General features: G+C 59.8%; 24 protein-coding genes. 21 read left to right on the top strand and 3 right to left on the bottom strand.

All coding sequences use genetic code 11. The annotated features are described in order from the left end of the window. Positions 1–52 precede the first annotated feature (52 nt). From WDN02_RS00115 to WDN02_RS00165, 11 genes are all read left to right on the top strand, one after another. Positions 53–955, top strand: a complete 903-nt coding sequence (locus tag WDN02_RS00115) for a CopD family protein (protein WP_337291561.1) — start codon at positions 53–55, stop codon at positions 953–955. Between the two features lie 85 nt (positions 956–1040). Continuing rightward, complete coding sequence (locus WDN02_RS00120) at positions 1041–1370, top strand: polyhydroxyalkanoic acid system family protein (RefSeq protein WP_337291562.1); 330 nt, start codon at positions 1041–1043, stop codon at positions 1368–1370. A gap of 297 nt (positions 1371–1667) precedes the next feature. Further along, positions 1668–2030, top strand: a complete 363-nt coding sequence (locus WDN02_RS00125) for a hypothetical protein (RefSeq protein ID WP_337291563.1) — start codon at positions 1668–1670, stop codon at positions 2028–2030. 258 nt (positions 2031–2288) lie between these two features. Next, positions 2289–2591 carry a hypothetical protein gene (locus tag WDN02_RS00130; RefSeq protein ID WP_337291564.1) on the top strand — a complete coding sequence of 101 codons (303 nt, stop codon included), beginning with the start codon at positions 2289–2291 and terminating at the stop codon, positions 2589–2591. 53 nt (positions 2592–2644) lie between these two features. Beyond that, positions 2645–3667 (top strand): ligase-associated DNA damage response exonuclease, encoded by a 1023-nt coding sequence (locus WDN02_RS00135; RefSeq protein WP_337291565.1) that lies wholly within the window; start codon positions 2645–2647, stop codon positions 3665–3667. Continuing rightward, on the top strand, positions 3664–5307 hold the full coding sequence (locus tag WDN02_RS00140; RefSeq protein WP_337291566.1) for a cisplatin damage response ATP-dependent DNA ligase: 1644 nt from the start codon (positions 3664–3666) through the stop codon (positions 5305–5307). Before WDN02_RS00135 ends, WDN02_RS00140 begins: the two co-directional genes overlap by 4 nt. Positions 5308–6247: 940 nt before the next feature. Further along, entirely contained in the window at positions 6248–7765 is a 1518-nt protein-coding gene (gene dnaA, locus WDN02_RS00145) for a chromosomal replication initiator protein DnaA (protein ID WP_337291567.1), read from the top strand. Between the two features lie 65 nt (positions 7766–7830). Further along, complete coding sequence (ruvC, locus tag WDN02_RS00150) at positions 7831–8349, top strand: crossover junction endodeoxyribonuclease RuvC (protein WP_337291568.1); 519 nt, start codon at positions 7831–7833, stop codon at positions 8347–8349. Further along, positions 8346–8960 (top strand): Holliday junction branch migration protein RuvA, encoded by a 615-nt coding sequence (ruvA, locus tag WDN02_RS00155; protein ID WP_337291569.1) that lies wholly within the window; start codon positions 8346–8348, stop codon positions 8958–8960. Before ruvC ends, ruvA begins: the two co-directional genes overlap by 4 nt. A gap of 69 nt (positions 8961–9029) precedes the next feature. Beyond that, positions 9030–9836: a molybdopterin-synthase adenylyltransferase MoeB gene (moeB, locus tag WDN02_RS00160; RefSeq protein WP_337291570.1), complete on the top strand. Its 807-nt coding sequence runs from the start codon at positions 9030–9032 to the stop codon at positions 9834–9836. 170 nt (positions 9837–10006) lie between these two features. After that, the gene (locus WDN02_RS00165; protein WP_337291571.1) at positions 10007–11764 is read left to right on the top strand and encodes a PAS domain S-box protein; all 1758 of its coding nucleotides are present in this window, start codon (positions 10007–10009) and stop codon (positions 11762–11764) included. Here the strand turns inward: WDN02_RS00165 and WDN02_RS00170 are convergent. Next, positions 11761–14079 (bottom strand): heavy metal translocating P-type ATPase, encoded by a 2319-nt coding sequence (locus WDN02_RS00170; RefSeq protein ID WP_337291572.1) that lies wholly within the window; start codon positions 14077–14079, stop codon positions 11761–11763. The genes WDN02_RS00165 and WDN02_RS00170 overlap by 4 nt on opposite strands. Before the next feature lie 54 nt (positions 14080–14133). On the opposite strand from WDN02_RS00170, the gene WDN02_RS00175 reads away from it, so the two are divergent. From WDN02_RS00175 to WDN02_RS00200, 6 genes are all read left to right on the top strand, one after another. Next, complete coding sequence (locus WDN02_RS00175; protein WP_337291573.1) at positions 14134–14337, top strand: heavy-metal-associated domain-containing protein; 204 nt, start codon at positions 14134–14136, stop codon at positions 14335–14337. 10 nt (positions 14338–14347) lie between these two features. Next, positions 14348–15124 (top strand): trans-aconitate 2-methyltransferase, encoded by a 777-nt coding sequence (tam, locus tag WDN02_RS00180; RefSeq protein WP_337291574.1) that lies wholly within the window; start codon positions 14348–14350, stop codon positions 15122–15124. A gap of 202 nt (positions 15125–15326) precedes the next feature. Further along, the gene (locus WDN02_RS00185) at positions 15327–16034 is read left to right on the top strand and encodes a CoA transferase subunit A (protein ID WP_337291575.1); all 708 of its coding nucleotides are present in this window, start codon (positions 15327–15329) and stop codon (positions 16032–16034) included. 10 nt (positions 16035–16044) lie between these two features. Then, positions 16045–16707, top strand: coding sequence for a CoA transferase subunit B (locus tag WDN02_RS00190; RefSeq protein WP_337291576.1), 663 nt, complete (start codon positions 16045–16047; stop codon positions 16705–16707). 93 nt (positions 16708–16800) lie between these two features. After that, positions 16801–17373: a TIGR02281 family clan AA aspartic protease gene (locus tag WDN02_RS00195; protein WP_337291577.1), complete on the top strand. Its 573-nt coding sequence runs from the start codon at positions 16801–16803 to the stop codon at positions 17371–17373. A gap of 99 nt (positions 17374–17472) precedes the next feature. Further along, positions 17473–18972 carry a phosphomannomutase/phosphoglucomutase gene (locus WDN02_RS00200; protein WP_337291578.1) on the top strand — a complete coding sequence of 500 codons (1500 nt, stop codon included), beginning with the start codon at positions 17473–17475 and terminating at the stop codon, positions 18970–18972. Positions 18973–18987: 15 nt separating this feature from the next. Here the strand turns inward: WDN02_RS00200 and WDN02_RS00205 are convergent, their stop codons facing one another. Continuing rightward, on the bottom strand, positions 18988–19404 hold the full coding sequence (locus WDN02_RS00205) for a pilus assembly protein N-terminal domain-containing protein (RefSeq protein ID WP_337291579.1): 417 nt from the start codon (positions 19402–19404) through the stop codon (positions 18988–18990). Between the two features lie 35 nt (positions 19405–19439). Further along, positions 19440–19715 (bottom strand): hypothetical protein, encoded by a 276-nt coding sequence (locus WDN02_RS00210; protein ID WP_337291580.1) that lies wholly within the window; start codon positions 19713–19715, stop codon positions 19440–19442. Between the two features lie 134 nt (positions 19716–19849). On the opposite strand from WDN02_RS00210, the gene WDN02_RS00215 reads away from it, so the two are divergent. From WDN02_RS00215 to WDN02_RS00230, 4 genes are all read left to right on the top strand, one after another. Next, positions 19850–20014, top strand: coding sequence for a Flp family type IVb pilin (locus WDN02_RS00215; protein ID WP_337291581.1), 165 nt, complete (start codon positions 19850–19852; stop codon positions 20012–20014). A 224-nt stretch (positions 20015–20238) separates the two neighbouring features. Then, entirely contained in the window at positions 20239–20742 is a 504-nt protein-coding gene (locus WDN02_RS00220; protein WP_337291582.1) for a prepilin peptidase, read from the top strand. Positions 20743–20877: 135 nt separating this feature from the next. Next, a complete protein-coding gene (gene cpaB, locus WDN02_RS00225; protein ID WP_337291583.1) occupies positions 20878–21672 on the top strand; it encodes a Flp pilus assembly protein CpaB in 795 nt (264 codons plus the stop codon). Between the two features lie 44 nt (positions 21673–21716). Continuing rightward, positions 21717–23156: a type II and III secretion system protein family protein gene (locus WDN02_RS00230; protein WP_337291584.1), complete on the top strand. Its 1440-nt coding sequence runs from the start codon at positions 21717–21719 to the stop codon at positions 23154–23156. Positions 23157–23160 lie beyond the last annotated feature (4 nt).

Raw genomic sequence — 23160 nt, forward strand, 5'->3', positions numbered from 1 at the left:
CGCGCCGAACTGTTAATGCCGGCGCGCGGCCCTTTGCAAAGCGGATGCCCTCGTGACAATTCTGCAAATTCTCGTCGCCGCGCGCTGGGTCCATTTCGCCGGGCTATTCGTCCTCTTCGGCTGTCCACTGTCGTTTCTTGTGGTGCGCGGCGCGGACAAAACCGACGCGGCGCGGATCGGCAATTCGCTCCACAGATTGCTGCCGATCATAGCGGCGGCCGCGGGCATCTCCGGCCTTGTCTGGATTGCGGCCCTCATCGCCAACATGGCTGGCAGCTTTGCAGAGGCCGCCACGGGCGAGACGCTGCAGGCGTTCTTCTTCGAGACGCAGTTCGGCCCGATCGTGATTGTCCGGCTGGTTCTGCTCTTTGTGGCAATGGTAGTTCTCGTATTACCCCGCAATATCCGGTTCGGCACATGGCTCGTCGTAAGCACCGGCTTACTCATCAACCAGGCATGGCTCGGCCATGCCGCCAACGGTGGCGCCAGCCTGTTTGGCGCATTGATGATCGGCATCTATGCGGTCCATGTCCTGGCCGCCGCAGCCTGGGTCGGCGGCTTGCCGGTGCTACTGTTTGCGCTTTTTTCTGGCCGCCGGGCGCGCCGCGCCGATGACAATGCCGCAATCCTGTCGCGTTATTCGACCCTTGCGACCGGCGCCGTTACGCTCATCCTTCTGAGCGGCGTCGCCAACGCCCTGTTTCGGGTGCATGGCCAATTTGGACGCCTCTACGCCACAGGTTATGGCGATATCCTCGCGATCAAGCTTCTGCTCGTCGCGCTCATGCTGGGCCTGGCCTCTTACAATCGTTTCATCGCAATGCCGCGGCTTGGCGCGGCCACGCCGGAGTCTGCTCCGGCTAACCTCGGTCGCAGCATCGGCGCCGAACTCATATTGGGCGTGCTCGTGATCGGCGCGGCGGCGCTCCTCGGTGTCACGCCGCCGCCGGATTAGCGGCATAATGGAGGTCTTGCTTTCGATCTATGGGCTGGCTCAGACTCCACAGACAAACACGGCTCGCACACGCGGAAGGACCAAAATGTCGAAATCGATCGAGATTGCCGTGCCGCACAACCTCGGCGTCGAGGAAGCCCGGCGTCGTGTCGCCACCGAAATCGAGCAGCTCCGGAACGAGTACGTCAATAAATTTGCCTATTCGGAAATTGCCTGGGTGGGCGACACCGCCAATATCCGCGTCGTGGCGCTCGCCCAAGAGGTGAAGGCGCGCGTCGACGTGCTGGCCGACAGCGTCCATATCGAGATCATTCTGCCCTGGCTCCTCGCAAGGCTCGCGGCGCCGTTGCAGAACAAGCTCGCGGCGACGACGAAAGACACCTTGTCGCTCGGCTTTTCGCCGAAGAAATCCTGAGCCTAACTTATCAAGCGCGGCAATGAACTCCTTGTGATTATGCATTTAAGCCATTGTTGCAAATGAATATTTCTGGATGGCACGAAGAGCGTGTGCCCACGCACTGACAAATTGTTCATTCGGAGTTCAAGTATTCTGAGTTAGCAATGTTCGCTAAGGGTCCGCTGAAGGGCGCAGGCTGTAACGGGTCCTCCATTGCAGCGGTAACCGACGGATGGGGAACTGCTGGGATCATCTGAAACTTATGTGTTCAGGTCCGGCATGAGTACGCCGGCCATTGAATCAGAGGAGAGAGCAATGTCGCCTTTCATGAAGAAGTTGGCAGCCAGTAGTCTGGTCGCCACGACTCTCAGCTTCGGCCTTGTGGCCTCATCGACCCCCGCCGCAGCGTTCCACGGTGGCGGTGGTTTCCACGGTGGCGGTTTCCACGGTGGCGGCTTCCATGGTGGCGGCTGGCACGGCGGCGGCTGGCACGGTGGCGGCTGGCGCGGCGGTTATGGCTACGGACGTGGCTGGGGTTGGGGCGGAGCCGGGCTCGGTCTTGGTCTCGCGGCTGGTGCCCTTGCGGCCCCGTATTATTACGGCGGTGGCTATGGTTACCCCTGCGGCTATTATTATCGCTGCGGCGGCTACTACGGATATCCTTACTATCCCTATTAAGCCTCAGCTTTCCTGAGAATAAGCCTCAGCTTTCCTGAGAAATTCAGGCCGTTTCGACGGTTAACGAGATGCACGGCAAACCATCCCACGGGTGGCTTGCCGTTTTGTTTGGTCCCATGAAGCCCGGGCTTAACGCTTTGCGCTTGTCGCCTGCGAGCGAAGCAACCCCGCGACCCTATGTGCGCTAGCGCACCGACCTTCGAGCCTCCCGCCCTATTGTCGGCTTGCGGCGTTAGAGGTTGAGTGGAGGGGCAAGCGATGTCGTCCCGGCAGATCCTCGATGGTAGCGTAATTCGGTCATTGGCGGTGGGCGTGGGTTTGTCAGGCTTGGCAGCAGCGCTGGTTTTTGGCTCGCCAATTTTTGGTTCGCCGATGCGGGCCGATCTCGGGTATCACAGCCTTCCGGTTGAGAAGACCGCCTATGCTCCTTTGGCGCAGGGCCCGGCTGTGGCTCTGACTCGCAATAGCGACGACGAATGCGTCAGCGCGACCAAAGTCGTCACCGTGGCGCAGGGCCCCTATGGCGGGCTTTATGTTCCGCGCGGAATGACCTGCGAATAAGTTAAAGATTGCGCGAGCTTTCGCGGCGGGAACTGCGTGCTTATCTTTGAGGCATGCAAACCGACGATCTTCTAAAGTTGGAACCCGCCGGACTTTATTGCGCGGCGGGTGATTTTTTTATCGATCCGCTGCGTCCGGTGCCGCGCGCACTTATTACCCATGCTCATGCCGACCACGCGCGTCCCGGTCATGCACAAGTGCTGGCGACCGCTGAGACGCTTGCGATCATGGCAATCCGCTATGGCGAAAATTTCGCGGGTACGACGCAAGCCGTAAGCTATGGCGAAACGCTGAATCTCGGCGGCGTTGACGTGAGCTTTCATCCGGCGGGTCATGTGCTGGGCTCCGCACAAATTCTGCTTGCGCGTGGCAGCGCCCGGACCGTCGTCTCGGGTGATTACAAACGCGAGCGCGACCCGACCTGCGAAACATTCGTTCCGCTCGCCTGCGATACGTTCATCAGCGAAGCGACATTTGGCTTGCCGGTGTTCCGGCACGCGCAAACCCACGTCGAGATCGACAAACTGCTCGCGTCACAAAGGCTTTTTCCGGAACGCACGCATCTTGTCGGCGCCTACGCGCTCGGCAAGGCACAACGCATGATCGCGCTCTTGCGCGAGGCCGGCTACGACCGCCCGATCTACATCCATGGCGCGCTGGAAAAGATCACCGCGTATTATCAAGCCGTCGGCATCAACCTCGGCGATGTGCGCAAGGCCGCCGGCGCCGGCGCATTGCCCGGCGAAATTGTTCTGTGTCCGCCGAGCGCCGTCAACGATCTCTGGAGCCGGAAATTCGCCGAACCGTTGACGGCCTTCGCCTCCGGCTGGATGCGCATTCGCGCCCATGCACGCCAGCGCGGCATCGAATTGCCGCTTGTGATCTCCGATCATGCCGATTGGGATGGGCTCTGTGCAACCATCAGCGAGACGGGATGCCGGACACTCCTCGTCACGCATGGCGAGGAGGACGCTCTGGTGCATTGCTTCCGTCAGCGTGGTTTGCAGGCCGAACCACTGCACATTCTCGCTTATGGCGATGAAGACGCCGACACATCGGCCGAGAGCGGCGCGTGAACCGCTTCGCCGCCCTCCTCGATCGTCTCGGCTACGAGCCCTCACGCCTCGGCAAATTGCGCCTGATGACGGATTATTTTCGTCAGGCCGACGATCCCGATCGCGGTTTCGCGCTTGCGGCACTGACCGGCGCTTTGAATTTCCGCCACGCCAAACCGGCTCTGATCCGCACGCTGATCTACGAGCGGGTCGATCCCGTGCTTTTCGATCTCTCCTACGATTTCGTCGGCGATCTGTCGGAAACCGTCGCGCTGCTCTGGCCCGCAGATGCCGGACAGGCTGACAACATCTCTCCCAGCCTGACGCACGTCATCGAAACCCTCGATACGGCAAGCAAGCTCGATTTGCCGCGCGTGCTCACGCAATTGCTCAACGCGCTCGATGAGACCGGCCGTTGGGCGCTTCTCAAACTTATTACTGGCGCACTGCGCATTGGCGTCTCAGCGCGGTTGGCCAAACAGGCTGTGGCTGAACTCGGCGGTCATAAGGCCAATGACATCGAGGATCTCTGGCATGGGCTCACGCCGCCCTATCTCGACCTCTTTGCCTGGCTCGAAGGGCGCGAAGAAAGACCAAACCCGAGCGATCCCGCGCGCTTCTGTCCGGCCATGCTTGCCCATGCCATCAGCGACAAGGATTTGACCATTCTGACGCCGGCCGATTTCAGCGCCGAATGGAAATGGGACGGCATTCGCGTTCAGGCCGCAGTCGGAGAGGGCACACAGGGGAAAATTATTCGTCTCTATTCGCGCACCGGCGAAGAAATTTCATCCGCCTTCCCGGACCTTATAGACATGCTCGGGCGCATCGCCTGCAAAAGCTTCTCGATTGACGGCGAATTGCTGATCGTGCGCGCGGGGCGTGTGCAATCTTTCGGCGTCCTCCAGCAACGGCTCAATCGAAAGCAGGTCACGGCGGCGCTGCTTGCAGATTTTCCTGCGCATATCCGCGCCTACGACCTGCTCACTTTCGATGGCGACGATGTCCGGGGCCTTCCCTTCACCGAACGGCGGCAAAAGCTCGAGGCTTTCGTTGCCGCTGCCAGCGTCGATGGGCTCGACCTTTCGCCGCAAGTCGCTTTCGAGTCATGGGACTTTCTCGCAGCTGCGCGCCGCGATCCCGCGACGGCTGGTGCCGGTGCAGATGCTGCCGCAATCGAGGGCATCATGTTGAAGCGGCGGGACTCAATCTACGTGCCCGGCCGGCCGAAAGGCCTCTGGTATAAATGGAAGCGCGATCCTTTTGTCGTTGACGCCGTGCTGATGTATGCGCAGCGCGGTCACGGCAAACGCTCGTCGTTCTATTCGGACTTCACCTTTGGCGTCTGGCGTCCCGGCGATGACAGCGACGAACTCGTGCCCGTCGGCAAAGCTTATTTCGGCTTTACGGACGAGGAATTACGACTGCTCGACCGCTATGTCCGCAATCATACGTCCAATCGCTTTGGCCCCGTACGTGAGGTCGTGCACGGAAAGGACGAAGGCCTGGTCCTCGAAATTGCCTTCGAGGGTTTGAATCGCTCCACCCGGCATAAATCGGGCGTCGCGATGCGCTTCCCTCGCATCAACCGCATCCGGTGGGACAAACCGGCACGCGAAGCTGACCAATTGGAGACGCTTGAGGACCTGATCGTCGCATAAACGGGTGGGCGGGATGCCCACGCGAGCTGTCACATGACCTTTGTGCGAATTACAAAGGACAGAGTCTCTATTCGGCAACGGCAAAATCGGATTCGCCAGCACATATGCGGCACGCAGTCACCATGCCCGTTCGTCTCGCCCCATATCGATCGCTCAATCAAGTTCTATGCGATTCAATGTTTTAAAGGCAAAGCGTCGATCGAGGTTCAAAATGGGGCTTCATTTTGGGGCGTCGGCACGTCCTTTTGGCATTGGCCGCAGTTGCATCAAAGCCGCGAGCTGGCCGTGCAGATCACGCGCACAGATTTCCGATGAATCATTGGGTTAGGGTTCTGCAGCGGGACACAATAACAGCGCGCGAAGACGCTCCATTGTCCCGCCATGAAATTTTCGTGACACGATTTTCTTGCGGGGCGTTAGTTCTATGTTAGAGTTCCCTTGTGGCCGGGCACACCGACTGCGCCAGTGTTTCGAGCAAATCTCGACCGCGTTTTTTCCTGAGTGATTGTCGTTTACGTGCGTAGTTTTGCGCATGGGAATCGCGTCGGAAAAAGCCGTGAAGAATGTTTGCGAAGGGCATTGCGTGTCTGCGGTAAGGGGCTTTGGGTCGCACCTAAACACAATTCATCGCGTCGCGTGCGGGCATCTTGAACTTCGAAATGTCAATTTCGAAGATGGGGGATTTTTGGCTATGATAGGGGCTGTCGTTGCTCGGCAAATTTCTTTCCGCAGATTTCCGACTTACCGGTATCACGACGACAGTGACTTCTCTCGCTATCGAGCGCCCTTGTTGCGTTAAGAGACAGCGGCGAGAGCAATAATTGCGCGGCCTTCGCCGCGGCAAATTCTGCAAAACGTCAATCCCATTTCACCTTTCGCGCAGAAGACTTCTGCAACGGTGCTTTGCGCCGGCGATATTTTATTTTCGAGATGAAGGCCAATGTTGAACCCACGTCTCACCGAATCCAACGAAAACGCCTCTGCTCCAACAGCGAACACGAAAGAATCCTGGGCGGCGATCTGCCGCCGGCTCAAGGCCGAGCTCGGCGAAGCGACCTACAGCTCTTGGTTCCTGCGTCTCGAATTGACGCAGATCGGTGGCGATGTTGCCTATCTCTCGGTGCCGACGAAATTTCTGAAAATGTGGATCCAGACGCATTATTCCGTGCGGATTCTCGCCGCCGTCGGCGGCGAATATCCGGCGGTCAAACATATCGTCGTCAATGTCCGCTCTTCGACCCGTGCGCCCATCGCCACCCACGCGCAAGCGCGTCTCGATCAGGAAGAGTTTCACGAATCGGCGGCACCTTTCGACGCTGCACACCCGCGCGGGTACGGCGAGCCACGTGCCGCCGCGCCACATTCGAAAGATATGAAGACGTCGGCGCGCACGCAGAGCGAAACGGAAACGCTTGGCGGCTCGCCGCTTGATCGGCGGTTGAATTTCTCGACCTTTATCGTCGGACGCTCGAACCAGCTCGCTTATGCATCCGCGCAGGATGTCGCCTCGGCGGCGCCGGGCGATGCCGTACGGTTCAATCCGCTCTATATCCACGCGTCGGTTGGTCTCGGCAAAACGCATTTATTGCAGGCGACGGCTCATGCCGCAGCCGCGCAGCGCCGTCGCGTGATCTATCTCACCGCTGAGAAATTCATGCACAGTTTCGCCAGCGCGCTTGAGGCCTCGACGGCGATTTCCTTCAAGGAGAAACTGCGCGCGATCGATGTTCTCATCATCGACGATGTGCAGTTCCTGCGCGGCAAATCGATCCAGCAGGAATTCTGCCACATACTCAACGCACTCATCGATGCAGGGCGCCAGATCATCATCGCGGCGGATCGGCCGCCGGGTGAGCTTGAGGCGCTTGAGGAGCGTGTGCGCTCACGCCTTGCCGGCGGCCTCTGCGTCGAAATGGGCGCGCTGGATGAGCAATTACGGCTCAAAATGCTCGAGGCGCGGGTCGCTGCGGCGAAGTTGCTGCATCCACAGTTTGAGCTTTCTCCCGCCGTGCTGGCCTATGTTGCGAGCGTCATTCAGACGAACGGCCGCGACCTCGACGGCGCCGTCAATCGGCTGGTTGCGCACGCCTCCTTGAACCGGGCGCAGCTCAGCCTCGAAGCGGCGGAACGGGCGATCCAGGACCTTATCCGCGCGCGCGAGCCGAAACGGGTCAAAATCGAGGACATCCAGAAGCTCGTCGCCAGCCATTACAACGTCAGCAAGGCCGACATTCTGTCTGCCCGGCGCACCGCGAATGTCGTCCGGCCGCGCCAGATTGCCATGTTCCTCGCCAAAACGCTGACACCGCGCTCCCTGCCCGAGATTGGCCGACGCTTCGGCGGGCGCGACCACACCACGGTTTTGCATGCCGTCCGCAAGATCGAGGGTTTGGTCGGGACCGACGGGCGGCTTTCGGAAGAGATCGAACTGCTGAAGCGGATGTTGACCGAAAATTGACCCTGCAGATGGGCGCGTTCGCCCCGGGCGTGGGCAAACCGCCGGGAAAGAGGTAAAGCCGGAGCATGGGTGCACCGGCGATTCGCATTCTCGGCATCGACCCCGGCCTGCGTAACATGGGCTGGGGCATCATTGATGTCGCCGGCTCGCGTCTGACCTATGTGGCGAGTGGCACGATCCACTCCATCGCCAGCGACGATCTCTGCGACCGCCTTCGAAGATTGCATGAGGAGCTCGCGCGCGTCATCGACACGCACGCCCCGCACGAAGTTGCCGTCGAAGAAACCTTCGTCAATCGCGACCCGCAATCGGCGCTGAAGCTCGGCCAGGCGCGCGGCATCGCCTTGGTCGTCCCGGCCCTCGCCGGGCTGCCGGTCGCGGAATATGCCGCCAATCTGGTCAAGAAGACCGTCACGGGGACGGGCCACGCCGAGAAGGCGCAGATCGCCCTCATGGTCAAAATGCTGCTGCCGAAATTCGCCGGGCCCGGCGTACGCGGGCTCGGTGCCGACGCGGCCGACGCACTGGCCATCGCCATCACGCATGCCCATCATTACAAGCCCCTCGCGGTGCGCCGGGCATGATTGGCAAGCTGCGTGGCACGATCGATTCAGTCGGCGAAGATTTTTTGATCCTCGACGTGCATGGCGTCGGTTATATTGTGAATTGCTCGGTGCGAACGCTGCGAAGCCTGCCGGAAATCGGGAGCGCCTTTGCGCTCGCCATCGAAACGCAGGTGCGTGAGGATTCCATCCGCCTCTATGGCTTTTCCGGCGACGTGGAGCGCGATTGGTTTCGGCTGCTGCAGAGTGTGCAGGGCGTGGGCGCAAAAGTCGCCCTGGCGCTTCTCGGGATCTTGAGCGCCGACGAGCTTGGGGGCGCCATCGCACGGCAGGACAAGGCGACGCTGGCGCGGACGCCCGGCGTTGGCCCGCGGCTCGCGGCCCGGCTCGTCGTGGAACTCAAAGACAAGATCCCGGCCTCCCAGGCGCTGACGCCACTTCCGGGCGCGCCGGCAGCCTCATCTTTAGCTGCCGAGGCGCCGGCTGTGGCCGACGCGATCGCCGCGCTGATCAATCTCGATTACAGCCGCCAGCAAGCGATCAATGCCATCGCAGCCGCGCAGGCGGAGCTTGGCGATGAGGCTGAAACGGCGGCGCTGATCCGCCGCGGTCTGCGCGAGCTTTCGCGCTAAAGAAGCCTGAAAATCTCGACTAACGCAGGCGGAATCGATTTTTACGCCCTCACGTATTAGATAGAGCCTATGTTTTCAGCGAGTGAAGTCGAGCGTTATGCGCGCCATCTTGTGTTGCGCGATGTCGGCGGTCCCGGACAGCAGAAATTGAAGGCTGCGCGCGTGCTCGTCATTGGTGCGGGCGGGCTTGGCAGCCCGGTCATCCAATATCTCGCAGCGGCGGGTGTCGGCGAAATCGGCATCCTTGATGATGATGTCGTTTCGCTCTCCAACTTGCAAAGACAGGTGATCTACACGACCGACGATATCGGCAAGCGCAAGGCCGATTGCGCCGCGGTCGTCGTCCAGCAGCTTAATCCGCACGTCAAAGTCACGCCGCTTGCACTGCGCCTCGACGCCGATAATGCACGCGAGATCGTCGCTGGCTGGGATGTCGTCGCGGATGGCTCGGACAATTTCGCCACCCGTTACGCACTCTCCGATGCCTGCTTTTACGAAAGCCGCCCGCTTGTGACTGCCGCGATCGGAACATTCGACGGTTCGTTGACGACGTTGCGGCCTTTCGAGATGTCACAATCTGGCGCGCCGAATCCGACTTATCGCTGCCTCTTTCCGGAACCACCACCGCCCGGCAGCGTGCCGACCTGCGAGGAAGCGGGCGTGATCGGCGCGCTCGCTGGTACGCTCGGAAGTCTGATGGCACATGAAATCATTCGCGAAATCGTCGGCTTCGGCGAAGGCCTCGTCGGCCGTTTGATGCTCGTCGACATGGCGCATATGCGCTTCGAAAGCATCGCTTATGGTTGGGACAGGGACAATCCGCTCAATGGCATCACTGCTAAGCCAAAGCCTATCGGCACCGATCTCGGCTTTTGAATGCTCTCGCTTTCATCTTAGCCGCGGTCGGATTATGAGTCCGCCAAGCAATATGCGCCGAATATGTGCAAAGGCGTGGAACCAAGTTGCCGCTCAAGCATAGCTTAGCAAGAGTGCGTCGCGAGCGGGCCGGCAATCTCGATGTAACGCGGACATAGGTCGCCACCCAGATGGACATCAATCGAAAAGTGCTGGTTGTCGACGGCGATCCGCGATCTCGGGAATTGAAGGTCCAGCTTTTGGCCAACGCCGGTCTGCGTCTCACCGCTGTCGAAACCGGACGCGAGGCGCTCAAATGCCTCGCCGCGGAAATCTTCGATCTCGTCGTCGCGAACGATGAAGCTGCCGACGGAGACGAGGTCGCTTTCTACCAAAACGTGAAAGAGAAAAGCCCATCGACGGCGGTGCTACGCATGGCGCACGCGACCACGGTGAAAACCTCCGCCGCGATCGACGCCGAGATCGACGGATTTCTCCTCGACCCCTTCGAACCGTCGGAACTCATCACGCTGGTTCGCTCGCTTTTGCGGCTAAACCGCGCGCGCCTCGCGCTCCGCGATGCCGAAGCCAGGCTGCAACTTGTCCAGGATACCGGCGGCCTCGCCATCCTCGATTGCGATCTCGTGACCCGCCGCGCACTTTGGTCGGAGAAGTTCGCGCAGATATTTTCCTTGCCGCCGGATACCTCCGCGAAACGGCTTCGCTTCGGCATGATCCTGAATTTCGTGCATCCGGACGACCGCGTCGCCCTGACGAAGGAATATCGCCGGCTCATTCGCGAAGGCGGTCAATTCGAACGCGAATTCCGCGTGACCCGTGCTGAAGATGGCGCGACACGCTGGATCAGCGCACGCGGCAGTTTTTTCCGCGGCGACGGCCAAATTCAGCGCATTCTCTGCCTGTGCTCGGATATTACCGGCCGCAAGCGCAGCGAATTGCGCAACGCGCAGCTTGCGGCGATTGTCGCCTCGTCTATCGATGCCATCGTGAGTATGGATTTCGACGACGTGATCCGCACCTGGAATTATGGCGCCGAACAATTGTTCGGCTATCCCGCGAGGGACGTTATTGGCAAGAGCGGTATGTTTACTGTGCCGCCTGAACTTACAGACGAGCGACGTGGCATGATGGAGCGGCTCATGAATGGCGAGGCCGTCGAATATCAGACGCGCCGTCTCGACCGCCAAGGCAACTCCGTAGACGTCTGGATTCGCGGCGCGCCAGTGCGCAGTGTCGAAGGCAATCTCTTTGGTGCCTCACTCATCATTCGCGATATCACGGCGCAGAAACGGCGCGAGGAACATGTGCGCTTCCTGATGCGGGAGTTGACGCATCGCTCGAAAAATCTGCTTGCCGTCATTCAAGCGATGGCTCGCCAATCACTCTCGCTGCAGACCGATCCAAAAGATTTTGTCGGCCGGTTCAGCGAACGCCTGTCGAGCCTCGCAGGTTCACATGACCTTCTATCCAATGACGATTGGGCCGGCGCCTCACTGACACAGCTCATTCGTTCTCAGCTTCAGCACTTCGGCGATCTTATGGACTCGCGCATTTTGATCAAGGGCGACGACGTCATTCTGAAGCCGGAAGCGGCGCAGAACATTGGCATCGCACTGCACGAACTTTCGACAAATGCGGCGAAGTTTGGCGCGCTCTCCGGCGAGACTGGAACCGTCACCGTGTCCTGGTCAATTGACGGAATAGACGGCGCCTCTCGCGTGCATCTAACTTGGCGCGAGAAGGACGGCCCACGCGTCGAGGCGCCAGAGCATCGCGGGTTTGGCCGGACGGTGATGGAACGTGTCGCCGGGCAGGCCTTGGGCGGGCAATCCAAGGCAACGTTCGCGCCAAGCGGCGTCATCTGGGAGCTTGACGTCCCCGCGACGTCCGTGGTGCGCGAGAAAACACCCGAACCGGCGACGGGCTAAACCCGCGGTTGGAAGCGGCGCAACCGCAACGCGTTGCCCACGACGAAGAGCGACGAGAATGCCATCGCTCCCGCCGCGAGCATCGGCGAAAGCAGAATATGACCGAAGCCATAAAGAACACCGGCCGCGACCGGAATGAGAATGACGTTATAGGCCAAGGCCCAGAATAGATTCTGCCCGATGTTCCGCAGTGTCGCGCGACTGAGATCGATCGCACTCGCCACCAAGCCAAGATCATCGCGCATCATCACGACATCCGCCGTCTCAATAGCAATGTCGGTTCCCGTGCCGACCGCGATCCCGACATCGGCCGCCGCCAACGCCGGCGCGTCATTTATGCCGTCACCGACGAACGCGATCTTGCCAGCCTGCGCTTGCAAAGTCTTGACCGCCGCCGCCTTGCCATCCGGCAAAACCTCCGCTTCGACCCTGTCGATGCCGAGGGTGCGAGCAACGGCCTCCGCCGTCGCCTGGCGGTCGCCGCTGACCATGGCGAGGGCCACACCGTTCTTCTTGAGATTGGCGATTGCGGCGGCGGCCGAGGCTTTGATGGGATCCGCAATTGCCATGACGGCCGTTACGCTTTGACCGATGGCGACAAAGAGCGGCGATTTGCCGGCTTCGCTCAATTTCGCCGTCGGCGCATCGAAAGCCGAAATGCCGAAGCCGAGCTTCGTCATGAACCGGGCGGAACCAATGCTCACCTTCTGCCCATCGACAATGGCAATGACGCCAAACCCGGGTGTGGCCTGAAAATCAATCGCCTTGGGAAGACTGAGCTTGCGCGCCTCTGCTGCCGCAACCAGCGCCTTGCCGACCGGATGTTCCGAGAGAGATTCGACCGCCGCCGCGACCGCGACGACATGGTTCGCGTCGAAGCCCAGCGCAACGTCGATATCCGTCAACGCCGGATAACCCTCTGTCAGCGTGCCGGTCTTGTCGAAGGCGACGAGCTTCACGTCGCGCAGCGTCTGCAAGGCCGTGGCATCGCGGAAGAGAATGCCGAGCTGGGCGCTGCGCCCTGTCGCGACCATGACGGATACAGGCGTCGCAAGGCCCATGGCGCAAGGACACGCAACGATGAGCACGGAGACCATGTTGACGAGCGCATAGCCGATCGCCGGATGCGGCCCGAAGATGAGCCATGCGACGAACGTCAGCAGCGCCACGCCGATAACTGCCGGCACGAACCAGCCCGTGACTTTGTCGGCCAGGGCTTGAACCGGCAGTTTCGCGCCCTGCGCCTCGCCGACCATGTGGACGATCCGCGCGAGAACCGTATCGGCGCCGACCTTGGTGACACGCACCGTCAGGCTGCCATTGCCATTGACCGTGCCGCCAAAAACCTGCGCACTGACCGCCTTGTTGACCGGCCGAGACTCGCCGGTCAGCATGGATTCATCGACGAGCGACGAGCCTTCGATAACTTCACCGTCCAGCGGGACACGGTCGCCTGGACGGATCAGCAGGACATCGCCGGGAACGATGGTATCGAGCTTCACCTGCACCGGCGCGCCGTCGCGCAACACAGTCGCACTGTCCGGTGCGAGCCGCAGCAGATGTTCGACCGCAGTTCCCGCCTCGCCGCGTGCACGCGCTTCGAGATAACGGCCGAGAAGTACCAGCGTCGAGATGACAGCCGCAGCCTCGAAATAGACATTCGCAGTGCCCTCAGGAAACACCTGCGGCACAAAGGTTGCGAACATCGAATAGGCCCAGGCGGCGAAGGTGCCGAGCGCGACGAGCGAGTTCATCTCCGGACCGCCGCGCAAAAGCGCCGGGACGCCCGTTGTAAAAAATACGCGGCCGGGACCGAAAAGCACGACCGTCGTTAGTAAAGCCTCGGTGACCCGCCAAGGGAAGATGCCAAGATTCGCGCGGACGTAATCATCCACCGCCGGGACCATATCAGGCACCATCGCCATCAGCAGCACGGGGACAGTGAGTACGATCGCTAATAAAAGTTGATTGCGGCTCACACCACCGTGATGCATGTGATCCACGCCGGACATACCGTCCATGTCATGATCGGCGTCGTGATGTGCGTGTGATCGTCCAGGAATGAGGGGCTCTTCCAGCCGTGCCGAATAGCCGGCTTTCTCGACCGCTTTGGTCAAATCGTCCGTGGTCACTGCGCCGGCGTTAATTCCGACACGAGCGCTCTCGCGGGCCAGATTCACGTTGGCGGAGACCACGCCAGGCACGCGCGCCAGCGCCTTTTCGACGCGGCCGACGCAGGACGCACACGACATTCCCTCGATCTTCAGATTTACGTCAACCTGCGGAGGACTTGTATCTGACGGAGCAATGGTCATGTTTACGTATATGATTGCGGGGTGACCACGCACAAGGCTTTGGGAGAGGGAGTTATGCAACTTTATATGGTTCCAAAAATGAGCTGCGATGGCTGTGTGCGAACGATCGAAAGCGCGGTGAAATCGCTCGATCCGAGCGCCAGGGTTTCCTGCGATCTCAATAAGCGCGAAGTCGCCGTCGATACGCGTGAACTTCCTGCGCTCGTCGCCGAGGCGTTGGCGGCCGTGGGCTACAACAGCACATTGGTCAGCGCGTAAGGACACCCTTGTGTCGGCCTGGGATCCCCTGCTCTATCTGCGTTATGGCGACGAGCGAGGCCGTGCGGCGCACGACCTCCTCGCCCGCGTGCCGATTGATCAGGCGAGCCTCATCTATGATCTCGGCTGCGGGCCGGGCAATTCCACCGAACTTCTGGTCCAACAGTTTCCGGATGCCGAGATCGTCGGAATTGATGGTTCGGAAGAGATGCTCGGGCGCGCCCGAGCCGTGCTTCCAGACATCGATTTTCGGACCGCAGATTTGCGCCAATGGCAGCCTGAGAGCCCCGCCGATCTGCTCTTTGCCAACGCTGTCTTTCAGTGGATTCCCAATCATCTCGATATTTTCGAGGCGCTGATCGAGGCCGCCCCGCCGGGTGGCGTCCTCGCCGTCCAGATGCCCGATAATCTCGCCGAGCCGGCCAAGACGTTGATGCGCGAAACCGCCGCGGAAGGTCGCTGGTCGGCGAAGCTTGCCGGCGTCCGCGAGACGCGCAAGCTGCTGCCCGCTCCCGAAGTTTATTATGACCGTCTGCGGCCGCTCTGCCGTAGTTTCGAGCTTTGGCACACGACCTATCATCACGTCCTCGAAAATCCGGCCGCGATCGTCGAATGGATGACGGGGTCCGGGTTGCGGCCTTACCTCGCCTTGCTCGACGCGGCCGAAAAACGAGACTTTCTCGACGCCTATACGGCCGCGATCGCGGCTGTTTATCCGCCCCTCATCGCCGACGGCCGCGTCATGTTGCACTTCCCCCGCTTCTTTTTCGTCGCCGTTAGATCATGACGATCCGGGACCGATCAGATCCGGGATCGTAAACATGATCGATTCTAAAAGCTTAGAGCGGGATTTACGCGAAAACCGGCATCCACTTTTCGCATCCCGCTCTGCCTGATTGGCCTTTCGTCTAACAGCGGCCGTCTTGCATTGCGGCATGGGGCGGCTTACGAATGCCTCCGCCCCGACGACATAAGAGGCTCTGCGGAGGATGGACAAGCTTTTCCCGGATGCGCGCAGCGCGCTCGCCGATGTTCTCAAGGACGGCATGATTCTGATGGCCGGCGGCTTCGGCCTCTGCGGCATCCCGACGAGCCTAATCCAGGCGATCCACGAACTTGGCGCCAAAGACCTGACGGTGATCTCCAACAACGCTGGCGTCGATGGCGTCGGCCTCGGAATTCTGCTGGAGACGAAGCAGATCAGGAAAATGGTGTCGTCCTACGTCGGCGAGAACAAGCTTTTCGCCGAGCAGTTTCTGTCGGGTCAGCTCGAGCTTGAATTCAATCCGCAAGGCACGCTGGCTGAGCGTATCCGCGCCGGCGGCGCGGGCATTCCTGCCTTTTTCACCAAGACGGGGGTCGGCACGATCATCGCCGAAGGCAAAGAGCACAAGGACTTCGATGGCGAGACCTATGTGATGGAACGCGGCCTCGTCGCCGACATTTCGCTCGTTCACGCCTACAAGGCCGACAAGGAAGGCAATCTCGTCTTCCGCAAGACGGCGCGCAATTTCAATCCCATGATGGCCACCGCCGGCAAGCTCACCGTCGTGGAAGTCGAGCATCTGGTCGAGCCGGGCGAGATCGATCCCGACGATATCCATACGCCGGGCATTTTCGTCCAGCGCATCGTCTATGCGCCGAACCCGGCGAAGCCGATCGAAAAACTCACGACGCGTCCGCGCGCCGCAGCCTGAGGAAATAATCATGGCTTGGACACGCGATCAGATGGCCGAGCGCGCCGCGAAAGAATTGCGCGACGGTTATTACGTCAATCTCGGCATCGGTATTCCGACGCTTGTCGCCAATTTTATTCCCGCGGGCATGCACGTCCAATTGCAGAGCGAGAACGGCATGCTCGGCATGGGTCCCTTCCCCTACGAAGGCGAGGAAGACCCCGATCTCATCAATGCCGGCAAGCAGACGATCACCCAATTGCCGACCACGAGCTATTTTTCGTCAGCCGACAGTTTCGCGATGATCCGCGGCGGCCATATCGACCTCGCCATCCTTGGCGCAATGGAAGTTGCAGAAAACGGCGACCTCGCCAATTGGATGATCCCCGGCAAAATGGTGAAAGGCATGGGCGGCGCGATGGACCTCGTCGCCGGCGTCAAACGGGTCGTCGTCGTGATGGAACATACGGCCAAAGGCGAACCAAAACTGCTGCATCATTGTACTTTGCCTTTGACCGGCTCGGGCGTCGTTGATCTGATCATCACCGACCTCGGCGTGCTCAGCGTCGACAAGGTGGGCGGCACGGGCCTGACGCTGATCGAGCTGGCGCCGGGCGTGAGCGTCGATGAAATCCAGCAGAAGACCGAGGCGGCGCTGAAGATCAGCCCGGAACTTGGCTCGCGCGCGGCGTAGGCCCCTTGGCTGCACCTATAAAACCTCGGGCTTTCGCTTAATGGCGCCGAAAGCTTTCGACGGCATGGTCGTCGCCATATTCCGGGCGCGCCCATGCTGCGTTTTGCTTTATCAATGCTGGTTGCCGTCGTTGTGGTCGCCCTGTTCGCCGGCGCGGTGATCAACGGCAAACTGCGAATCCCACTATCATTTCCGCGCCCAGCGGCGGCCGTCGCCGTGCAGGAGGCGGCCGTCGCTCCGGTGCCTGCACCGCTGCCTCCTGCGACGGTTCAGACGAATTCAAGCGACTCCAGCCTGGACACGATTGAAATCGCTCCGGATCGCATGGGCAATTATGAAACTGACATCGAAATTTACGGGCGAACGATCCACGTCATGATCGACACGGGCGCAACCTATCTGGCTCTGAGTGCCCAGGACGCCGACGCAATCGGTCTCCATCCCACACCCGACGATTTTCATTATCGGACATCGACAGCGAACGGCACGGGCATCGCTGCGAAGGTGCACATCAACGCCTTGTATATCGGCGATTTCAGCGTTTATGACGTTGATGCCTTTGTCCTTCAGCTTGGTGCTCTTCAACACAGCCTCCTCGGCATGAACGTGTTGAGCCGCCTCGGCGGCGTCCATATTTCGGACGGCAGGCTGGTCCTCCAGCGCTAAGCGCGCTAGTTAAATCCTCAATTTCGCCCGGCTCACCTGCTTCTTGCCTTTCCGGGCGTGCAGAGCCAACGCTCGGCGCCGCGAAAACAAGGATTCTCGATGTTTCCCAAGCCCTTGCCCGAATTGCGCCCAAACAGCCTCGCCTACGAGACGACGCCCATGGTGAAGCCGACGGGCTTTCGTGAATATGACGCGCGCTGGCTATTTGAAAAAGAAATCAACCTCATGGGCATCCAGGCGCTTGGCCTTGGCCTTGGCACGCTGCTGCACGAATTTGGCGTAAAGCCGGAGATCGTCACTGGCCACGATTTCCGCAGCTATTCGTCGTCAATCAAGCTTGCGCTCGTGACTGGCCTCCAGGCGGCCGGTGTTACAGTTCATGACATCGGCCTTGCGCTCTCGCCGATGGCCTATTTCGCGCAATTCGCGCTGGATGTTCCGGCGGTCGCGATGGTCACCGCCTCCCACAACGACAATGGCTGGACGGGTGTCAAAATGGGGGCGCAGCGGCCGGTCACCTTTGGCCCCGATGAGATGAATAGGCTGAAGGAGATCGTGCTCAGCGGCGCCTATCGTTATGCCGACGGCGGCAATTATCGTTATGTGACCGATTTTCCAGCGCGCTACATCGCCGATTTGACCAATCGGCCGAAGCTCAAGCGCAAGCTGAAAGTCGTCGCCGCCTGCGGCAATGGTACAGCGGGCGCTTTCGCGCCAGAGGTTCTGCAGAAGCTCGGCTGCGAAGTCGTCCCTCTCGACACCAATCTCGACTTCAACTTCCCGCGCTACAATCCCAACCCGGAAGACATGAAGATGCTGCACGCGATGGCCGATAAGGTCCGCGAGGTCGGCGCCGATCTTGGTCTCGGATTTGATGGCGATGGCGATCGGTGCGGTGTCGTGGACAATAACGGCGAGGAGATTTTTGCCGACAAGATCGGCGTCATGCTGGCGCGGGATTTGTCCAAGCTCTATCCAAACGCAACGTTCGTCGTCGATGTGAAATCGACCGGGCTTTTCATGACTGACCCGGTGCTTCAGGCGAATGGTGTGAAGGCGGATTATTGGAAGACCGGCCATTCCTATATCAAGCGCCGCGTGACCGACCTCAGGGCGCTCGCCGGCTTTGAGAAGTCGGGTCACTTTTTCTTTAACGAACCGGTCGGCCGGGGCTACGACGACGGACTGCTGACGGCCATTCACATCCTCGAAATGCTTGATCGCAATCCCGATAAGTCGATCGCCGAGCTATATGCGGATCTGCCCAAGACATGGGGATCGCCCACAATGTCGCCGCATTGCGACGACGAAAGCAAATACGGCATCGTCGATGAGGTCGTCGCGACATTCAAAGAGATGCAGACAAAAGGCGAAACGGTCGCCGGCCAGAAAATCCGTGATCTGGTCACCGTGAACGGCGTGCGCGTCGTAACCGAAGACGGAACCTGGGGACTCGTGCGCGCGTCATCCAACAAGCCCGAGCTTGTCGTCGTCGTCGAGAGCCCGGTATCGAAAGCCCGGATGCATGAAATGTTCAAAGCGGTAGACGCGGTTTTACGGCGGCATCCGGACGTTGGCGCCTATAACCAGACGATCTGACCTCTCACGGCGCGCTTACTTGCCGAGCGCGCTGGAGCTATGCGACTGAATCTGCGAGGTCACATCGCCGAAGAATTTGCTGTCGTCGCCAAGCACCGCGGTCGGCTGGCAACGCGGCTCGCAGGTATAGGATTGGCGATCCATGCCGCGCTGAACCACCAGCGCCTTGCTGTTGCCGACGACAAGAATGTTGAGCTCGTTGGTCGGATGCCCGGCCGCATCCAAAGCGATCATGTTGGTTTCGCCGAACCCCTTGCCCGTGACGACCATGATGTCGCCGGTCTTGAGCAGGGTTACATCGGCAATCATCGGGTTGCCGATGATAAGGGTCCGCGCCCCAGCGGGTAATTGTACGACTTTGGCCTCATCAATCGTGACCGTCAGGGTATCGATAGCGGGGGCGGCCGAATCTGCTCCGGCGAAGGCGGGCATAGCTGCCCCAAAAAAAAGCGAAATAGCCGCGACCTTCACGCCGAAGCACGATAATTTGCACTTTGGCGCGCCCATGGATTGCCTTTCGCCGACGTCAGCTCTGCCTTTTTCATTTTGACGCGAAAATGGTGAATTTTTACTAAACCACCTAAACGTTCAAAAGCGCCTGCGATGAGCAAGGGATTGACTCGGCACGTTTTACGCGCGGCGACGAGGTCGAGCAAAAATATAAAAACCGCTCCTGAAGAGAGCCGTCTGCGCCCCGTAATATCGCGTAAAAGCAGCCTCTGCCCCCGCGCTGCCTCGTTCATTAAGAACTCAATAATTCGGGCGTCGCGAATTCGCGGGCTTGCTTAAGCGGTTTTGAGCAAAAGCTCCTTATTGTCATTTCTGTTCCGCCACCGAGCCGGAATGATTTTTTGAATTCGCGAACGAGGAAACTATCATGAACAAGATTTTCGCCCGCTTTATGAAGGATGAGTCCGGTGCGACGGCTATCGAATACGGCCTGATCGCTGGCTTGATCGCTGTCGTGATCATCGGTGCTCTGACGGCCTTGGGCAGCAACATCGCCACGAAGTTCAACGCCGTCGCCAACAACCTGAGCTAAGTTCAACTTTCGCGCTTTATCTACGGCCCGCGCTACTCATATAGCGCGGGCCGTAGATGTTTTGGACCACAGTTTCGTTTTGGGACAATTGCCTCGCTGCTGGCGGAGTGAGAATGTTTCGCGGCTCCCAAACCGTGCTGACGTGAGCCGTTAAGACTTGGTGAACACGCCATCTCTATGCTGCGCGACACCGCACATCTCCCGTTCTAGGCAGAGCTTGGATCATGATCTTCGCGACGCTCATTTTTTTCCCCTTGCTCATGGCCTACGCGGCTTTCTCCGATCTGCTGACGATGACGATTTCCAATTTCGTCTCGATCGCTCTCATCGTGCTTTTTTTTGGTCTGGCTTTGTCGCTGGGTATGCCGGTCAGAGAAATTGGCCTCCATGTCGCCGCTGGCGCACTGATGCTCACCGCGACCTTCATTATGTTCACGCGCGGCTGCATCGGCGGCGGTGACGCCAAACTGGCCGCGGCCACGGCGCTGTGGTTCGGCTTCGACCACCTGTTTGACTACAGCCTTTATGCCGCAGCCTTCGGCGGCTTCCTGACCTTGGCGATCTTAATTCTGCGGCGGCATCCATTGCCGCGACCCCTCGTCAAGCAAGCCTGGCTTGCCCGGTTGCACGAGAAGGGAGGCGGTGTCCCCTATGGCGTCGCGTTGGCGATTGCCGGGCTCATGCTCTATCCCGAGACGAGCATCTGGGCCGCAGCCATCACCCATTAGCCAGTCTGCTGAGAGCCAAACTGTCTTAGGCCGGGGCAACTCGCTCCAATCGGAGAGATTTGGTTAACCATAATTTGACGTTTGCGTGGTCGAATCCAAGACGAGTTTAAGCAACCGCGTCGAACGGGTTCCATCATGAAGACCGCCCGCATCATCATCCTCGGCTCCGCCGCACTCGCCGGCGTGGGGGCGTTCATCATGATTCTCGGCAGCGGCAAACAACCCGCGCCCGTCAGAATCGCCATCCAGGCGCCACCGCCCCCCATGGATCAGGTGTTGGTTGCCAATCGCGACATCCCTTTTGGCAACATGGTCGATCGCGGGGATTTACGCTGGCAGTCCTGGCCACCGAATGCTGCGCCTGCAGGTGCGATTCTCGAAACTCGGGATCCAAAAGGCGCGGACGAATTTAACGGTTGGCTCGCAAGCGTCCATATCAGCGAGGGCGAACCCGTCTATCGCAACCACCTCGTTCAGCTCGGTAAGGAAGGCGTCTTGGCGACGCTTTTGCCCGCCGGTATGCGCGCTGTGGCGATTACGATCGACACGGGGGGCAGCAGCACGGCGGGCAACTTTATCCAGCCCGGCGACCATGTGGATGTGATCCATACTTTCAGGGATGACGACGTCGCTCGCGCCGCCGGCGGCAACGGCATGGTGAGCGAGACGATCCTCCACAATATACGCATCCTCGCTATCGGCGAGGCTATTCAAAAGCCCGGCAGAGAGCCGGTCATCAGTGGCCCGAATGCAACCTTGGAACTTACGCCCAAGGAGGTCGAGCAAATCATTCTTGCCCAGAAAACCGGGCAACTTTCTCTGAGTTTGCGGAGCATGGTCGATTCAAATGCCAGCGCTGATCGGGACGCGCCCGACAAGGACGTAAATCTTACCATTGTTCGATTCGGTATCCCGGTTCCCGGCCGTTGAGTTGAATGCGGACAAAAAGCACCGAGCTCTTAAGGAATTTCTGCATGAAACGCCGCGTCTCGACACTTGTATGCGGATTGTCCGCATCGCTGATTCTGCTCGCCCCGGCGCAGGATATTTCCGCGCAATCGCGGCTGCAGGTTGAAGACGGCAACAGCACCGCCCTCACGCGCAGCATCTCGATGGGTGTCGGCAAATCTGTGATTGTCGATCTTCCGGAAGACGCCTCCGAAATCTTCGTTGGTGATCCGAAGGTTGCGAACGCAATCGTGCGCTCGGCCCGCAAACTCTATGTCATCGGCCTCGATAACGGCCAGACGACTGTTTTCGCGATGGATAAATCCGGCCACCAGATCGCCGCGCTGCAAATCAGTATCGGTCGCGACATTGGTGAATTGCAGCGGATTCTTAGAGTGGCGATGCCCACCTCGAATATCGTCACCCAAACCATTAACGATACGATCGTTCTCACCGGCGAGGTGGATTCGCCCGAAGAAGCGCAGCGCGCCGAAGACATCGCGCAAGGTTTCGTCAAGGACGTTAACTCTACGGGCGGAACATCGGCCGCCGGGCTTGTCGTGAATTCCCTCACCATACGCGGCCGCGATCAGGTGATGCTGAAAGTCACCGTCGCCGAAGTCAGCCGCAGCATCGCCAAACAACTCGGCCTTACATCGAGCACCTGGGGGCCTTTCACACAATTCAATCCGTTCGGCATCAACGGCAATATCGCCACCTCGGCGACCGGACAGTCGAGCGGCATCACGCTCCACAATCCGTCGAACACCGTGTCAGCGACCTTACAGGCGTTCGAGCGTTATGGCGTGACGCATGTCCTGGCGGAGCCAACCGTTTCGGCCGTTTCGGGTGAGACCGCGACTTTCGTGGTCGGCGGTCAATTTCCAATCCCCGGTCCGCCGACGACCTGCCCGGGCACAACGTCGACGTCGGCTGTCTGCTCTGGCGGTGCGATCTATCAGAGTTACGGCATCAGTCTGGTGTTCGCGCCGATTGTTCTCAGCGAGGGCCGCATACTTTTGCATCTCTCGACCGAGGTGACGGACATCGATAATACCAAGACCGTCTTTATCCAGGGTGTGCCGACACCCGGCCTGCTGACCCGCAAGAATTCGACCAGCGTCGAATTGCCGTCCGGCGGCTCGATCGTCTCGGCTGGCTTGCTCCAAACAGAGTCGGCGCAGGTCATCAACGGCTTTCCCGGCCTGATGAACTTGCCGATACTCGGCACGCTCTTCCGCTCGCGCGATTATCAAAAGCAAGAGACCGAGCTGATGATCATCGTCACGCCTTATCTGGTGCAAGCGACGAGCGCTGCATCCTTATCGCGCCCGGACGATGGTTTCGCAGATTCAAGCGATCCGCAGGCCTGGCTGCTCGGCCGCGTCAATCGCCTCTATGCCTCACCAAACAATCCCGAGGCGATCAAGAATTTCAAAGGCCGAGTCGGCTTCATCGTGAACTGAACTG

It is taken from the genome of Methylovirgula sp., assembly GCF_037200945.1.
Lineage (GTDB): Bacteria > Pseudomonadota > Alphaproteobacteria > Rhizobiales > Beijerinckiaceae > Methylovirgula.

Excerpts from the sequence above, each read along its gene's own strand:
- WDN02_RS00120 (WP_337291562.1), top strand. The coding sequence starts at position 1,041 with ATGTCGAAATCGATCGAGATTGCCGTGCCGCACAACCTCGGCGTCGAG.
- WDN02_RS00125 (WP_337291563.1), top strand. The coding sequence starts at position 1,668 with ATGTCGCCTTTCATGAAGAAGTTGGCAGCCAGTAGTCTGGTCGCCACG.
- WDN02_RS00130 (WP_337291564.1), top strand. The coding sequence starts at position 2,289 with ATGTCGTCCCGGCAGATCCTCGATGGTAGCGTAATTCGGTCATTGGCG.
- WDN02_RS00135 (WP_337291565.1), top strand. The coding sequence starts at position 2,645 with ATGCAAACCGACGATCTTCTAAAGTTGGAACCCGCCGGACTTTATTGC.
- dnaA (WP_337291567.1), top strand. The coding sequence starts at position 6,248 with ATGTTGAACCCACGTCTCACCGAATCCAACGAAAACGCCTCTGCTCCA.
- ruvC (WP_337291568.1), top strand. The coding sequence starts at position 7,831 with ATGGGTGCACCGGCGATTCGCATTCTCGGCATCGACCCCGGCCTGCGT.
- ruvA (WP_337291569.1), top strand. The coding sequence starts at position 8,346 with ATGATTGGCAAGCTGCGTGGCACGATCGATTCAGTCGGCGAAGATTTT.
- moeB (WP_337291570.1), top strand. The coding sequence starts at position 9,030 with ATGTTTTCAGCGAGTGAAGTCGAGCGTTATGCGCGCCATCTTGTGTTG.
- WDN02_RS00165 (WP_337291571.1), top strand. The coding sequence starts at position 10,007 with ATGGACATCAATCGAAAAGTGCTGGTTGTCGACGGCGATCCGCGATCT.
- WDN02_RS00170 (WP_337291572.1), bottom strand. The coding sequence starts at position 14,079 with ATGACCATTGCTCCGTCAGATACAAGTCCTCCGCAGGTTGACGTAAAT.
- WDN02_RS00175 (WP_337291573.1), top strand. The coding sequence starts at position 14,134 with ATGCAACTTTATATGGTTCCAAAAATGAGCTGCGATGGCTGTGTGCGA.
- WDN02_RS00185 (WP_337291575.1), top strand. The coding sequence starts at position 15,327 with ATGGACAAGCTTTTCCCGGATGCGCGCAGCGCGCTCGCCGATGTTCTC.
- WDN02_RS00190 (WP_337291576.1), top strand. The coding sequence starts at position 16,045 with ATGGCTTGGACACGCGATCAGATGGCCGAGCGCGCCGCGAAAGAATTG.
- WDN02_RS00195 (WP_337291577.1), top strand. The coding sequence starts at position 16,801 with ATGCTGCGTTTTGCTTTATCAATGCTGGTTGCCGTCGTTGTGGTCGCC.
- WDN02_RS00200 (WP_337291578.1), top strand. The coding sequence starts at position 17,473 with ATGTTTCCCAAGCCCTTGCCCGAATTGCGCCCAAACAGCCTCGCCTAC.
- WDN02_RS00205 (WP_337291579.1), bottom strand. The coding sequence starts at position 19,404 with ATGCCCGCCTTCGCCGGAGCAGATTCGGCCGCCCCCGCTATCGATACC.
- WDN02_RS00210 (WP_337291580.1), bottom strand. The coding sequence starts at position 19,715 with ATGAACGAGGCAGCGCGGGGGCAGAGGCTGCTTTTACGCGATATTACG.
- WDN02_RS00215 (WP_337291581.1), top strand. The coding sequence starts at position 19,850 with ATGAACAAGATTTTCGCCCGCTTTATGAAGGATGAGTCCGGTGCGACG.
- WDN02_RS00220 (WP_337291582.1), top strand. The coding sequence starts at position 20,239 with ATGATCTTCGCGACGCTCATTTTTTTCCCCTTGCTCATGGCCTACGCG.
- cpaB (WP_337291583.1), top strand. The coding sequence starts at position 20,878 with ATGAAGACCGCCCGCATCATCATCCTCGGCTCCGCCGCACTCGCCGGC.
- WDN02_RS00230 (WP_337291584.1), top strand. The coding sequence starts at position 21,717 with ATGAAACGCCGCGTCTCGACACTTGTATGCGGATTGTCCGCATCGCTG.